Raw genomic sequence first — 13,907 nt, forward strand, 5'->3', positions numbered from 1 at the left:
GCGCTCGTCATTCCAGTTCCAGCAGGCCGTCGGGTGGATCGATCTCGATGACCTGATCGGCCAGCGACACCGACGTCACGATGGCTTCGACGAAGGGCACGAGGACTTCACGTTCACCGGTGCGCACCGACAGCAGCTCCCCCGCCGCGGTGTGCAGCACCTCGGCGACGGTGCCGACCGCCGCCCCGTCCGTCGTGCGCACCTGCAGCCCTTCGAGCTGATGGTCGTAGAACTCGTCCGGGTCATCGATGGGCGGCAGCTCGGACGTATCGACGACGAACAGGGTGCCGCGTAACGCGTCCGCGCCGTCGCGATCGGCGACCCCGTCGAGCCGGACCAGCAGTCGCCCGCCGTGCGGGCGGGCGGACTCGACGACGAAGCGGCGTTCGGTTCCACCCCTGGCGCGGCCACGGAGGCTGGCGCCAGGCGCGAATCGGGTGTCGGGGTCGTCGGTTCGGACATCGACGACGACCTCGCCGGTGATGCCGTGCGCCTTGACGACCCGCCCGACAACCAGGTCCATATCGACCGCTCTACTGGTCGGTGTCCACCACGTCGACGCGGATTCCCCGGCCTCCGATGCCGGCCACCAAGGTGCGCAGGGCGGTCGCGGTGCGTCCGCCGCGGCCGATGACCTTGCCGAGATCGTCGGGATGGACGTGCACCTCGACAGTGCGCCCGCGGCGGCTCGTCACCATATCGACACGAACATCGTCGGGATTGTCCACGATCCCGCGAACCAGGTGCTCGACTGCATCGACGACGACAGAACTCACAGCGGTCAGCTCTCGGACGACTCGGGTGCGGCCTCAGCGGGCGCGGCCTCGGCGGCCTCAGCGGCCGGCTCGGTCTCGGCGGCCGACTCCTCAGCCTTCTCCTCGCCCTTATCGGCGGCCTTCTTCGCCGGCGCCTTCTTCTTCTTGGGCTGCGTGGCCTCGCCCGACGGACCGCCCTCGGCCGCGGCGAGCGCCGCGTTGAATAGATCCAGCTTGGACGGCTTGGGCTCCTTGACCTTCAGCGTGCCCTCGGCACCCGGCAGACCCTTGAACTTCTGCCAGTCGCCGGTGATCTTCAGCAGCTGCAGGACGGGCTCGGTGGGCTGAGCGCCGACGCTCAGCCAGTACTGAGCGCGCTCGGAGTTGATCTCGATGAGGCTCGGATCTTCCTTCGGGTGGTACCGGCCGATGACCTCGATCGAGCGACCGTCGCGGCGGGTGCGCGCGTCGGCGACGGCGATGCGGTATTGGGGATTGCGGATCTTACCAAGCCGGGTCAGCTTGATCTTGACAGCCATGGTTAAGCGACTTCTCCTGTAATTGCCACGCCGCAATTCAGCGGTGCCGGCCGGTTGCCTGCACCCGGTTTTGCTTTACGTGTGTGACCGCCATGCAGCCGTAGTCGCATGGCAGACAGCCGACCATTGTGCCAGAACAGGACCTACCGGGGAAAATCGCTCTCCAGCGTGCGGATTCGTCCCGGCTCCGCCTCGCACCGCCCTGACCTTTACAACTTCAGCCAAGAGTGTCACGCTCGCGGGATGGACGCCGCGACCACCCTGCTCGAGATCGAGGCCATCAAGCAGCTGAAGGCACGCTACTGCCGGTTCCTGGACACCAAGGACTGGCAGGCGTGGCGGACCATCTTCGCCGACGACTTTCACAGCGACACGTCGCCGTCGGGCGGCAAGGTGATCGACGGCGCCGACAAGTTCGTCGCATTCGTGCGCAAGAACCTGAAGGACCAACCAACCGTGCACCAGGTGCACGCACCGGAGATCGAACTGACCTCACCGACGACGGCGCGCGGCGTCTGGGCGCTCAATGACATCGTGCGGTTGGCACCCGGCCTGAACCTCGACGGGTGGGGGCACTATCACGAAACCTACGAGAAGATCGACGGTCAGTGGCGCATCAAGAGCTCGACACTGACTCGTTTGCGCACTGACATCTTCAATCCGCTGTTCTCCGTGCGCATTTCGGATCGGATGAGCCGCACCGCCGCCAAACTGGCTCGCCGCTGAGCCTTACATCAACCTGTCGAAAACTTGTCGAAGCACTTCTCTTCGACGCGCTTGCTCATCCGCCAGCCCTCGGCGGTGCGAACGAACTCGTCGACGTACCAGATGCCGACGAACAGGATCTGCTTCTCTTCGACGTTGAACACCATCGGGTTGAAGCAGATGGTGCGCGACGACGCGGAGTCGCCGTCGATGCGCACATCGAAGTTGCCCAGCATGTGGTAGTACGCGGGGAAATTCGGCAGCACATCCTTCAGCCATGCCTTGACCTGCGGGAAGCGGCCGTCGATTCCACCGGTGACCCGGTAGTCGATGTAGGCATCCGGGGTGAAGACGTGATCCAGGTCGTCGAACTGCTTGCGGTCGATCGCCGTCGAGTAGTCGACCATCAACTGCTGGATCTCGAGCCGATCCGATATCTCTTCCAAGCTCAACATGCGTTGATTGAACACGATCGCAGCGCGGCTATAGGCTCACCCGTCATGCGGAGGTTTCTCGCCTGCATCGCGTCCACGCTGTGCTTGGTCGCCGGTGGGACCGCGGTCGCGTCGGCGGTACCCGCAGGCGTCACCCAACCATCGGGTTCGGTGCCCATTCCCGACGGCCCGGCCCGCGCCTGGATCCTCGCCGATATGGACACCGGCGCGGTGTTGGCGTCGCGCGACGAGTACGGCCAGTACGCACCGGCCAGCACCATAAAGGTCCTGCTCGCGTTGACGGTGCTCGACGAGCTCCCGCTCGACACGACGATCGTCGCCAACGAAGCCGACACCAAGGTCGAATGCAACTGTGCAGGCGTCACGCCCGGCATGGTCTACACCGCGCGCCAGTTGCTCGAGGCGTTGCTTCTGGTGTCCGGCAACGACGCCGCCAACACCCTGGCGAGCATGCTCGGCGGCCAGGACGTCGCCGTGATGAAGATGAACGGCAAGGCCGCACTGCTCGGCGCGTACGGCACCAACGTCGGCTCGCCCTCGGGACTCGACGGTCCTGGCATCGACATGTGGTCCTCTCCGCACGACCTGGCGGTCATCTTCCGTGCGGCCATGGCCAACCCGGTGTTCGCGCAGATCACCGCGCAGCCGACCGCGGTCTTTCCCACCAAGACCGGGGACAAGGTGCTGGTCAATCAGGACGAATTGCTCAAGCGCTATCCGGGCATGCTCGGGGGCAAGACCGGCTTCACCGACCTCGCGCAGAAGACGTTCGTCGGCGCGGCCGGCCGTAACGGCAGGCGTCTGGTCGTCGCGTTGATGTACGGCATGGACAAACCCGGCCAGCCCACCTACTGGGACCAGGCCACGAGCCTGTTCGACTGGGGTTTCTCCCTCGACAGGAATGCAAGCGTCGGCACGCTCTGAACGACGCAAAGTTGCTGAATCGCAACGCGTTCGAGACCGGGTCCGGAATCGCGCCGGTTAGGCTCGGCGTTCGTGCGAAAGTTGTTGGCCGCGTTGGCGATCACGCTATGCGCGGCCTCCACGGTCGCGCCATCTGCTGCAGCCCAGCCGGGTGACGAGCCGGCAGGTGCCGTCGCGCTGCCCGACGGACCGGCGCAGGCATGGTTGCTCGCCGATCTGGACACTGGCGCAATTCTGGCCTCCCGCAACCCATATGAGCCGCATGCCCCTGCGAGCACGATCAAGCCACTGTTGGCGATGGTGGTGCTGGACCACCTGCACCCGGACAGCTTCGCACGCGCCAACTCGTCGCACACCGAGGTCGAGTGCTCCTGCGTGGGCCTGAAGCCCGGCCAGCCGTACACGGTGCGCCAGCTGCTCGCGGCGCTGCTGATGGTGTCGGGCAACGATGCCGCGAACATGCTGGCCGACATGCTCGGCGGACAAGGCGTCGCACTGCCCGCCATGAACCGCAAGGCGGCCGCCGTCGGTGCGCGGTCGACGAACGCCTCGTCGCCGTCGGGCCTCGACGGGCCGGGCTGGGAATCCAACACCACGCCGCACGACCTCGCCGTCATCTACCGCGCGGCGCTGAAATACCCGCTGATCGCGCAGATCATGCGGGCGCAATCGGCGGAGTTCCCCGGTAAGACCCTCACCAACCAGAACGAACTGCTGACCCGCTACCCCGGCAACTTCGCGGGCAAGACCGGGTTCACGAACCTCGCCCGCCACACCTATGTCGCGGCCTCCCAGCGGGGCAACCGGCGGCTCATCGTCGTCGAGATGTACGGCACCGGCGATCTGTACGGCCAGGCGATCAAGTTGTTCGACTGGGGTTTCAGCCAGTCCCGCTGACGCGGTGACACCGGTAACTGCGCGACGTCTACTAGCGGAACACTTTGCCCTGAAGGATCACCAGGTCCGGGTGATTGACGACGTCCGCACCTGCTCTGGGGTCGTCGCGGTAGCACACCAGATCAGCCGAGGCGCCGTGCGCGATTCCCGGCCGGCCCAACCATTCTCGGGCGTTCCAGCACGCCGCACCCAACGCGTCGGTGGGACTCATCCCGACGCCCTTGAGAGCTTCGATTTCGTCGGCGATCCGGCCGTGGGCCACCATGCTGCCCGCATCGGTACCTGCGTAAAGCGGTACGCCCGCTTCCCTCGCGGCGGCGATGCGTGCGGGACACTTCTGGTGCAGGTCGCGCATGTGGCGGGCGTAGGCCGGGAATTTCGTTGCGTTATCGGCGATTCCGGGGAAGTTCTCGATGTTGATGAGTGTGGGCACCAACGCGGTACCGTGCTCGACCATCAGGTCGATGGTGTCGTCTGTCAAACCGGTGCCATGCTCGATGCAGTCGATTCCGGCCTTGATCAGACCCGGCAACGCGTCCTCGCTGAACACATGCGCGGTGACCCGGGCGCCGTTGTCGTGGGCGGCGTCGATGGCGGCCTTGAGCACGTCGTCCGACCACAGCGGTGCCAGGTCCCCGACCTCACGGTCGATCCAGTCGCCGACGAGCTTCACCCAGCCGTCGCCGAAACGCGCCTGTTCGGCGACCGCGTCGGGCAGCTGGGACTCGTCGTCCAACTCGATTGCGAAACCGCGTTGATAGCGCTTGGGCTTGGCGAGGTGGCGGCCCGCGCGGATGATCCGCGGCAGGTCGTCATGATCGTCGAGGCTGCGGGTGTCGATGGGCGAGCCGGCGTCGCGCAGCAGCAACGCGCCCACGTCGCGTTCGACCTTGGCCTGCTCGACGCACTCCTCGATGTCATCGATCGCACCATGCTCACCGAGGCCGACGTGGCAGTGCGCGTCGACGAGGCCCGGCAGGATCCATCCGCCGTCGAAGACGGTCTCCGCATCGGCGACGGGTTCAGCGCTCAGCTGGCCGTCGACGATCCACCACTCCACCGGCTCTTCGTCGGGTAAACCCCGACCGCGCAGGTGCAGGCGCATCAGTTCTTGGGGAACTTCAGCTTCGACAGGTCGATGTCGGCAAGGCCGGGCGGGAGCTCATCGAGACCCTTGGGCATATTCGAGAGGTCGGGAAAGCCTGCGGGCATTCCGGCGCCCAGCGGATTGCGCACCTTCGGCGGCGTCGGCCCCCTTCCGCCCTTCTTGCCCTTACCCTTCTTGCCCTTCGCCGACTTGCGGTTCGACTTGCGGCCGAAGGGCATGCCCATCTGGCCCGCCATCGAGGACATCATCTTGCGGGCCTCGAAGAACCGCTCGACGAGCTGGTTGACCTCACCGACGGTGACACCGGAGCCGTTGGCGATACGCAGCCGGCGCGAACCGTTGATGATCTTCGGGTCGGCGCGCTCCTCCGGGGTCATACCGCGGATGATCGCCTGCAGCCGGTCGAGCGATTTGTCATCGACAGCCGCCAGCGCGTCCTTCATCTGCCCCGCGCCGGGCAGCATGCCCAGCAGGTTGCCGATCGGACCCATCTTGCGGATCGCGAGCATCTGCTCCAGGAAGTCCTCCAGGGTCAGCTCGCCGGAGCCGATCTTGGCGGCCGCCTCTTCGGCCTTCTGGGCATCGAAGACCTGCTCGGCCTGCTCGATGAGGGTCAGCACGTCGCCCATGCCGAGGATCCGGCTGGCCATGCGGTCCGGGTGGAAGACGTCGAAGTCCTCGAGCTTCTCGCCCGCCGAGGCGAACAGGATCGGCACGCCGGTGATCTCGCGCACCGACAGCGCGGCACCACCGCGGGCGTCGCCGTCGAGCTTGGTCAGCACCACGCCGGTGAAGCCGACGCCCTCGCGGAACGCCTCGGCGGTGGTGACGGCGTCCTGGCCGATCATCGCGTCGAGCACGAAGATCACTTCGTCGGGCGTGACGGCTTCGCGGATCGCGGCGGCCTGGCTCATCAGCTCGTCGTCGATGCCCAGCCGACCCGCGGTGTCGACGATGACGATGTCGAAGTGCTTGGCCTTGGCCTCGGCGAGGCCGGCGGCCGCGACGGCGACGGGGTCGCCGGGCGCCGAGTCGTCGGAGCCCTCGATGGTGCCGGGGTGCGGGGCGAATACCTCGACGCCAGCCCGTTGGCCGACGATCTGAAGCTGGTTGACGGCGCCGGGCCGCTGCAGGTCGCACGCCACGAGTAGCGGCGTATGTCCTTGCCCTTTCAGCCATTTCGCGAGCTTGCCGGCCAGCGTGGTCTTACCGGAGCCCTGCAGACCGGCGAGCATGATGACCGTCGGCGGGGTCTTGGCGAACGCCAGTTGGCGGGTCTCGCCGCCGAGGATCGTGATCAGTTCCTCGTTGACGATCTTGACGACCTGCTGGGCGGGGTTCAGCGCACCGGACACCTCCGCGCCCTTGGCGCGTTCCTTGATGCGTGCGACGAACTCGCGCACCACCGGCAGCGACACGTCCGCTTCGAGCAGCGCCAACCGAATCTCGCGGGTCGTCGCGTCGATGTCGGCGTCGGACAACCGTCCTTTGCCGCGCAGCCCCTGCAGGGCGCCGGTCAACCGGTCGGACAGCGATTCAAACACGCGCTCCACCCTACTTCCCCCGGTCGCTCCGCTCCTGCCCGCCGGACCCTAACTGGCCTCTGAAACCGGCTTCGCAGGCGCAGGTGAGGGCAGGACGGCGTACAAGTCGCGCTCGAGTTCGGCACGCACCGTCTCGACGTCGCCGGAGGTCAGCGCGGGTCCCGAAATGCCGAAGAGGTCCACCACCGACGAACCCAGGGTGGTGACCTTCGCCCACGAGATATCGACGCCGTCGCGTTCGAACACCGCCGTCAGCCTCGCCAGCAACCCCGTGCGGTCGGTGCTGCGGATCTGGACGACCAACTCGCCCGGGGCCCGGCCTTCGGACCACAGGATCCGCGGCGGGGCGGAGACGTGGTTGATCGGCACCGCGTCCGGCACCTCCCCCGCGCGTGCCGTCCCGTACTGCGCGGCTTCGCGATCACGTTTGTCCAGCGACGCGAGCGCGTCGAGGTCACCGTCGAGAGCAAGGATCCACTGCTGCCGCACCAGCTCGGCCGCAGGCGGGGATCCGAAGTGCGGGGATACCACGAAAGTGTTGATCGCCGAACCCGCATGCCCATTGACCGACGCCGAATGCACGCGCAGCGAGTTCAGCGCGAGCACACCCGCCGCTTTGGACAACAACCCCGTTCGATCGGGCGCGATCATCGTCACGTTGTAGATGTGGGGACTGTCGGCGGGCGTGAGCTCGACATGCACGCCGACATCGGCCGCGAGCGAAAGATAGCGCGGATCAATGGGATCGGGCTGCGGCAATGGTTCACCGGCCATCACCAGCCGGCAGCGCCGCACCAGATCTCCGATGAGCGAGGCCTTCCAGTCACCCCACACCCCCGGACCCGTCGCAAGCGAGTCCGCTTCCGCCAGCACGTGCAGCAGTTCGAGCACGACGGGGTCACCGCCGAGGGCGTCGACCACCGAAGCGATGGTCTTGGGATCCTGCAGATCGCGTCGCGTGGCGGTGTGCGGCAGCAGCAGATGGTGGCGCACCACCTTGGCCAAGACGTCGATATCCGACGGCCACAGGCCCAGCCGGGTGCCGATCTGAACCGCGAGGTCGGCACCGATGACGCTGTGGTCACCGCCGCGACCCTTGCCGATATCGTGGCACAGGGCACCGAGGAGCAACAGATCGGGTCGCGACACCCTGGTGGTGAATGCACTTGCCCGCGAAACGGTTTCGACGAGGTGGCGGTCGACGGTCCAGATGTGCACGACGTCGCGCGGCGGCAGGTCGCGCACCGCACCCCACTCGGGAAAGAGTCGCCCCCACAGACCCGTCCGGTCCAGCGCCTCGATGGTGGCCACGGCGGGCGGTCCGGCAGCCAGCATGACCAGCAGGTCCTTGAGCGCCTGGCGCGGCCACGGGGTGCGCAGCTCGGGCGCGGTTTCCAAGAGCCGGGCCAACGTAGACGACGCCATCGGCAGTCCGGTGGTGGCTGATGCGGCCGCCACCCGCAGGATCAGGCCGGGGTCGCGTTCGGGACGGGCGTCGCGCGCGAGAATCACCTCACCCGCGAACTCGATCACACCTTCGTCGAGTGGACGGCGGGTGGGACGGCGAAACGCCGAGAGTCCGCGTCTCGGAAGCGCGTTGGCGGCGGTGCGGATGCCGGCCTCGACGTAGAAGCTGATGGTGCGCGCCGCGTCGGAAAGCATGCGAGCGAGATCGAACCTGTCGCCGATCCGCAGTGCCGCGCCGATCTCGTCAGCGTGCTGGGCGAGCAGCAACTCGCGGCCACGTCCGGCCACCCGGTGCAGCTCGGTGCGCACGTTCAGCAGCGTCATGTGCGCCTCACCCAACGACTCGGTCGGAGACGCGAGGGACCGGCTGGGATAGACGTCGGCGAGCTGGGCGATCGCCAACGCGTTGAGCAGTTGTACGTCGCGGAGGCCGCCGCGCCCGCATTTCAGGTCGGGCTCCGCGCGGTGGGCGATCTCGCCGCTGCGCTCCCACCGCTCGCGGGTGTGTTTGACGAGTTCTTCGAAGCGCGAGGCGATTCCAGTGCGCCACTGCCGCCGAGCTCCCCCGATCAGCAGGTTCGACAGGTCCGCATCACCGGCGATATGGCGTGCTTCGAGCATCGCGAGTCCGGCGGAGATGTCGTCGCTGGCGACGGCCAGCGCCTCGGGCACGGTCCGCACGCTGTGGTCGATGCGAATGTTTGCATCCCACAACGGATACCAGAGCAACTCGGCGACCTGTCCGACGACATCGTGAGGCATGTTGTCGTGCAACAGCATCAGGTCGAGGTCGGAGTAGGGCACCAGTTCACCCCGGCCGAGCCCACCAGTCGCGACGATGGCGAAGCCGCTGGTCGGCGTGATGCCGATCTCGGCGGCCTTTGTGTTGAGCCAGAATTCGTGCAGATCCAGCAGCGCGTCGCGCAACGCCGCCGCATCCAGTTGGCGGGCGTCGTTGGTGAGCAGCTGCTCGGCGGCCGCGGCGAGGTCTGTCGCAGGACGTAAAGAGCCCGCCGCCGGAGCCTCCCATCGGGGACGCCCGGCGGCGGGATCTTGTCTCTGCTCTGTCATTTCGTGTCCTCCCCCGGGCCTTACCTCTAAACGCTCACGGTGCAACGGCCGGGAGACAACCTCTTATTTCGTCACATCGGTCAAAGGGCATCGCTCCCGCGCTCGCCCGTGCGCACCCGCACCACGGTCTCAACGGGGCTGACCCATACCTTGCCGTCGCCGATCTTGCCCGTGCGTGCGGCCTGAACGATCACGTCCACCACCTTGTCCACGGCGGAATCGTCGACGACGACCTCGACGCGGACCTTGGGCACGAAGTCAACCGAGTACTCCGCACCGCGGTACACCTCGGTGTGGCCCTTCTGACGGCCGTAACCCTGCACCTCGCTGACGGTCATTCCGAGAATGCCCGTCTGCTCGAGCCCGGTCTTGACGTCTTCGAGCGTGAACGGCTTGATGATCGCGGTAATCAGCTTCATTTAGTTCATCCCTTCCGATGAAATTGTCGCCGATCAGGCGAACTCGTAAGCCGTTTCAGCGTGTTCGGCTTCATCGATACCAGTCTCCTCGTCTTCCTCGCTCACACGCCAGCCCAGAGGCTTCACGATGAACGCGATGATCACGGTCATGATCCCGGTGAACGCGACTGCCACCACTGCGATTACCGCCTGGATGACCAACTGCTGGAAACCGCCGCCGTAGAACAGCCCGGTTTCGGTCGCAAGTAGCCCGATGCCAACGGTGCCCCACAGTCCGGCGACGAGGTGCACACCGACGACGTCGAGCGAGTCGTCGTAGCCGAGCTTGTACTTCAGGCTGATGGCGAGTGCCGACAGCACACCGGCGATGGCGCCGAGAATCAACGAACCCACCGGCGACAGCGCACCGCACGCCGGAGTGATCGCCACGAGGCCTGCGACGACGCCCGAAGCGGCACCGACGCTCGTCGGCTTCCCGTCACGAATCCGCTCCACGATCAGCCAGCCGAGCATCGCGGCGGCCGTCGCAGCAGTGGTGTTCACCCACACCTGGCCGGCGATCGTATCGGCAGCACCCTCGGAGCCCACGTTGAAGCCGAACCATCCGAACCACAGGATCGACGCACCGAGCAGAACGAACGGCACGTTGTGCGGCCGGTAAGCGATCTTGCCGAAGCCCTTGCGCTTACCGAGCAGCAGCGCGAGCACCAGCGCTGCCATACCTGCGTTGATGTGCACCACGGTGCCACCGGCGAAGTCGATCGGAGCGACCTTCGCCAGGCCCGCCTCTTCGTCGTAACCGAATATCCATGATGCGAAGCTGTTTTCAGCTCCGGACAGCAGCCCGCCTCCCCAAACCATGTGAGCCAGAGGGAAGTAAACCAGGGTGACCCAGATGCCCCCGAAGAGCAGCCAGGTGCCGAACTTCATCCGCTCTGCCACCGCGCCGCTGATCAGGGCGACGGTGATGACCGCGAAGGTGAGCTGGAAACCGACCCAGACGATCGCGGGTACCGTGCCGAAACCGCCGAGGACGTAGAGCGTGTCCTCGCCGACCTCCTTGGTTTCCAGCAGTTGGCTTACCCCGAATAACGAGAAGGGGTTGTCGAAGATACCCAGGATGTCGCTTTCACCGGTGTGTGCCGAGGAGAACGACATCGAGTAGCCCCACAACACATAGATGACGCTGACGGTGCCGATGGAGCCGAACGACATCATCATCATGTTGAGCACGGACTTCTGACGCGACAGGCCGCCGTAGAAGAATGCCAGGCCCGGTGTCATGAACAACACCAGCGCCGCAGCCGTAAGTACCCACGCGGTGTCGCCGGCGCTCAGGCCGTCTGGACCGAAGGGCGCAAACGCATCGTCGGGTAGGGCTGTAGGTAAGGCTAGAACCACTTTGTGTGAACCTCCTTGGGAAGCGGGCCAATCGCATCGGCCTCGCAAAGAGACTCTGTGGCGCGCGTTTCACCCGTGATGCGCTCAAGTTTCATCAATGTGAACGCGCAGGCATTCGTGGTTACGCTCATGTTTCACCACAGAAAGCGCGCGTACTATCCGGCCAATTCGGGTGCCGGCTACCCGAGCAGCGCGTCCACAAACGCCGCCGGTTCGAACGGCGCAAGGTCGTCTGGGCCCTCGCCCAGACCGACGAGTTTGACGGGCACACCCAATTCCTGTTGGACGCGGAAGACGATCCCGCCCTTGGCGGTGCCGTCGAGTTTGGTGAGGACCACGCCGGTGATGTCGACGACTTCGGCGAACACGCGCGCCTGAGGCAGTCCGTTCTGGCCGATCGTCGCGTCAAGCACGAGCAGCACCTCGTCGACCTCGGCCCGTCGGCTCACCACTCGCTTGACCTTGCCGAGTTCGTCCATCAGACCGGTCTTGGTGTGCAGTCGCCCCGCGGTGTCGATGACGACGACATCCGCGCCGTTCTCGATGCCGGCGTCCACCGCATCGAAGGCGACCGACGCCGGGTCGGCGCCCTCGGGGCCCCGCACCACCTGGGCGCCGACGCGCGACGCCCAACTCTGCAGCTGGTCGGCGGCGGCGGCGCGGAAGGTGTCGGCCGCGCCCAGCACGACGCGGCGTCCGTCGGCCACCAGCACGCGCGCCAGCTTGCCGACGGTCGTGGTCTTGCCCGTGCCGTTGACGCCGACGACAAGCAGCACCGAGGGCTTGTCGGCGTGCGGCAGCGCCTTGATGGACCGGTCGAGGCCGGGCTGCAGTTCCTCGATCAGGACCTGGCGCAACACCTCGCGGGCCTCGGCCTCGGTGCGGACGCGGCTGCTGGCCATGCGCGACCGCAACGCCGTGACGACCGATTCCGTCGCGACCGGGCCGAGGTCGGCGATCAGCAGCGTGTCCTCGACGTCCTGCCAGGAGTCCTCGTCGAGATCACCGCCGCCGAGCAGGCCGAGCATGCTCTTGCCCAGCGTGTTCTGCGATTTGGCGAGGCGCCCCCGCAGTCGCTCCAGCCGGCCATCCGGTGGGGCGATCTCGTCGATCGCGGGTGCGGCGGGTGTCAGCGGCGCGGCCGGTGGCCCTTCGGGTTCTTGGGGAGCGGGCGCTTCTTCGACTGCCGGTTCTTCGGGAGCGGGTGGTGCGGCGACCTCGGCCGGGGGCTCTTCGACCACCGGCGGCTCGGGAAGCTGCACGTCGGCGATGGCCCGCTTCGGTGCGTCACGCGGGATGGTGGCATCATCGCCGACGGCGGGCAGTCCGCTGGTGTCGATCCGTTCGACCGGCTCAGCCGGGGCTGACTGTGAGAACGTGATGCTTGACGAGGCGGTATAGCCGCCGGAGCGGTCGACAGGAGTGGCGGTGTCTGCAGACGACAAGCTGATCCGTCGGCGCCGATACCGCACCAGGCCCACGACGAGCGCGGCGATGATCAGTACGGCGATGACCGCGATCGCGATCCACAAGACAGAATCCGTCACTGCGTCATTGTGTCAGGAGGGATAGGCGGTGACGCTCGACCCCGGGGGCATGGAGACCCGCAAACGACGACACATCGACGTGTGTCTCAGTGAGGACGTCGACTTCCAGACGGTGACCACCGGCTTGGAGCGCTACCGGCTGCCGTACAACGCGCTGACCCAGACCGACCTCGGGTCCATCGACCTGGCGACGGACTTCCTGGGCACCCGACTGCGGGCCCCGGTGCTCATCGGCCCGATGACCGGCGGCGCGGAACTGTCCGGCACCATCAATCGCAATCTGGCCGACGCGGCCCAGCAGCTCGGCATCGGCATGATGCTCGGGTCGCAGCGCATCATGCTCGACAACGGAGCCGCCTCATCAACCTTCCGTGTCCGCGAGATCGCGCCGGACGTGCTGTTGATCGGCAACATCGGGCTCACCCAGCTGACCCCGGACATCGTGCCCGCGCTCGTGGAAGCGCTGGACCGGGTCAACGCCAACGCCCTTGCGGTGCATACCAATCCGCTACAGGAGGCCATGCAGCACAAGGGCGACACCGATTTCTCCGGTTCGATCGCGCGCCTGCGTGAGATCGCGGGCACCATCGGTTATCCGGTGATGCTCAAGGAGGTCGGCCACGGTATCGGGGCCGCGGCGGCCGCCGAGCTCGTCGACTGCCCCATCGCGGCGGTGGACGTCGCCGGGGCGGGCGGCACGTCGTGGGCGCGCGTCGAACAGTTCGTCCGGTACGGCGAGATCCGGTACCCGGCCCTGGCCGAGTGGGGTATTCCCACCGCGCAGGCGATTCTGGAGGTGCGTCGCGAGTTGCCGGGTGTACCGCTGGTCGCATCCGGCGGCATCCGCACCGGGATGGATGCGGCCAAGGCGCTGGCGCTGGGCGCCGATGTGGTGTCGCTGGCGCGCCCGCTGCTGGCACCGGCGATCGAATCGCCTGCCGCCGTGGTGGATTGGCTGCAGCGCTTCATCGAGGAGCTGTTGATCTGCCTGCACGGCTGCGGGGCGGCCGACCTCGCCGAACTCCGCGATCGCGGCGTCAGCCCGATGTGATTTCGGCGTGTTCAGTCACGCTCA

Annotated in this window: 14 protein-coding genes; 4 read left to right on the plus strand and 10 right to left on the minus strand. The window is 66.7% G+C overall.

Annotated features, from left to right (window positions below; all coding sequences use genetic code 11):
- Positions 1-7 precede the first annotated feature (7 nt).
- Genes rimM through rpsP form a run of 3 tightly spaced genes read right to left on the minus strand, consistent with a single transcriptional unit; the run spans position 8 to position 1,294 of the window.
- Complete coding sequence (gene rimM, locus G6N43_RS21310; protein WP_083149993.1) at positions 8-523, minus strand: ribosome maturation factor RimM; 516 nt, start codon at positions 521-523, stop codon at positions 8-10.
- Between the two features lie 10 nt (positions 524-533).
- Entirely contained in the window at positions 534-776 is a 243-nt protein-coding gene (locus G6N43_RS21315) for an RNA-binding protein (protein WP_003881089.1), read from the minus strand.
- Between the two features lie 5 nt (positions 777-781).
- Positions 782-1,294, minus strand: coding sequence for a 30S ribosomal protein S16 (gene rpsP, locus G6N43_RS21320; protein ID WP_083149994.1), 513 nt, complete (start codon positions 1,292-1,294; stop codon positions 782-784).
- A gap of 243 nt (positions 1,295-1,537) precedes the next feature.
- Between rpsP and G6N43_RS21325 the strand changes: the two genes are divergently transcribed.
- Positions 1,538-2,020 carry a nuclear transport factor 2 family protein gene (locus tag G6N43_RS21325; RefSeq protein WP_083149995.1) on the plus strand — a complete coding sequence of 161 codons (483 nt, stop codon included), beginning with the start codon at positions 1,538-1,540 and terminating at the stop codon, positions 2,018-2,020.
- Positions 2,021-2,028: 8 nt separating this feature from the next.
- On the opposite strand, the gene G6N43_RS21330 is transcribed toward G6N43_RS21325, so the two are convergent.
- Complete coding sequence (locus tag G6N43_RS21330; protein ID WP_083149996.1) at positions 2,029-2,454, minus strand: nuclear transport factor 2 family protein; 426 nt, start codon at positions 2,452-2,454, stop codon at positions 2,029-2,031.
- Between the two features lie 45 nt (positions 2,455-2,499).
- Between G6N43_RS21330 and G6N43_RS21335 the strand changes: the two genes are divergently transcribed.
- Together G6N43_RS21335 and G6N43_RS21340 are read left to right on the plus strand one after the other, a co-directional pair.
- Positions 2,500-3,378 carry a D-alanyl-D-alanine carboxypeptidase family protein gene (locus tag G6N43_RS21335; protein ID WP_083149997.1) on the plus strand — a complete coding sequence of 293 codons (879 nt, stop codon included), beginning with the start codon at positions 2,500-2,502 and terminating at the stop codon, positions 3,376-3,378.
- A gap of 72 nt (positions 3,379-3,450) precedes the next feature.
- Complete coding sequence (locus tag G6N43_RS21340) at positions 3,451-4,275, plus strand: D-alanyl-D-alanine carboxypeptidase family protein (RefSeq protein WP_083149998.1); 825 nt, start codon at positions 3,451-3,453, stop codon at positions 4,273-4,275.
- A 31-nt stretch (positions 4,276-4,306) separates the two neighbouring features.
- On the opposite strand, the gene G6N43_RS21345 is transcribed toward G6N43_RS21340, so the two are convergent.
- From G6N43_RS21345 to ftsY, 6 genes are all read right to left on the minus strand, one after another.
- Positions 4,307-5,380 (minus strand): metal-dependent hydrolase family protein, encoded by a 1,074-nt coding sequence (locus tag G6N43_RS21345; protein ID WP_083149999.1) that lies wholly within the window; start codon positions 5,378-5,380, stop codon positions 4,307-4,309.
- Positions 5,380-6,927, minus strand: coding sequence for a signal recognition particle protein (gene ffh, locus G6N43_RS21350; protein WP_083150046.1), 1,548 nt, complete (start codon positions 6,925-6,927; stop codon positions 5,380-5,382). Before ffh ends, G6N43_RS21345 begins: the two co-directional genes overlap by 1 nt.
- Before the next feature lie 48 nt (positions 6,928-6,975).
- Positions 6,976-9,465, minus strand: a complete 2,490-nt coding sequence (locus G6N43_RS21355) for a [protein-PII] uridylyltransferase (RefSeq protein ID WP_083150000.1) — start codon at positions 9,463-9,465, stop codon at positions 6,976-6,978.
- An 80-nt stretch (positions 9,466-9,545) separates the two neighbouring features.
- On the minus strand, positions 9,546-9,884 hold the full coding sequence (locus G6N43_RS21360; protein WP_083150001.1) for a P-II family nitrogen regulator: 339 nt from the start codon (positions 9,882-9,884) through the stop codon (positions 9,546-9,548).
- Between the two features lie 33 nt (positions 9,885-9,917).
- The gene (locus tag G6N43_RS21365) at positions 9,918-11,285 is read right to left on the minus strand and encodes an ammonium transporter (RefSeq protein ID WP_083150002.1); all 1,368 of its coding nucleotides are present in this window, start codon (positions 11,283-11,285) and stop codon (positions 9,918-9,920) included.
- Between the two features lie 179 nt (positions 11,286-11,464).
- On the minus strand, positions 11,465-12,832 hold the full coding sequence (gene ftsY, locus G6N43_RS21370; protein WP_197745389.1) for a signal recognition particle-docking protein FtsY: 1,368 nt from the start codon (positions 12,830-12,832) through the stop codon (positions 11,465-11,467).
- A 49-nt stretch (positions 12,833-12,881) separates the two neighbouring features.
- Between ftsY and fni the strand changes: the two genes are divergently transcribed.
- Positions 12,882-13,883: a type 2 isopentenyl-diphosphate Delta-isomerase gene (fni, locus tag G6N43_RS21375; protein ID WP_083150003.1), complete on the plus strand. Its 1,002-nt coding sequence runs from the start codon at positions 12,882-12,884 to the stop codon at positions 13,881-13,883.
- Positions 13,884-13,907: the final 24 nt, after the last annotated feature.

The organism is Mycolicibacterium moriokaense (assembly GCF_010726085.1).
GTDB lineage: Bacteria > Actinomycetota > Actinomycetes > Mycobacteriales > Mycobacteriaceae > Mycobacterium > Mycobacterium moriokaense.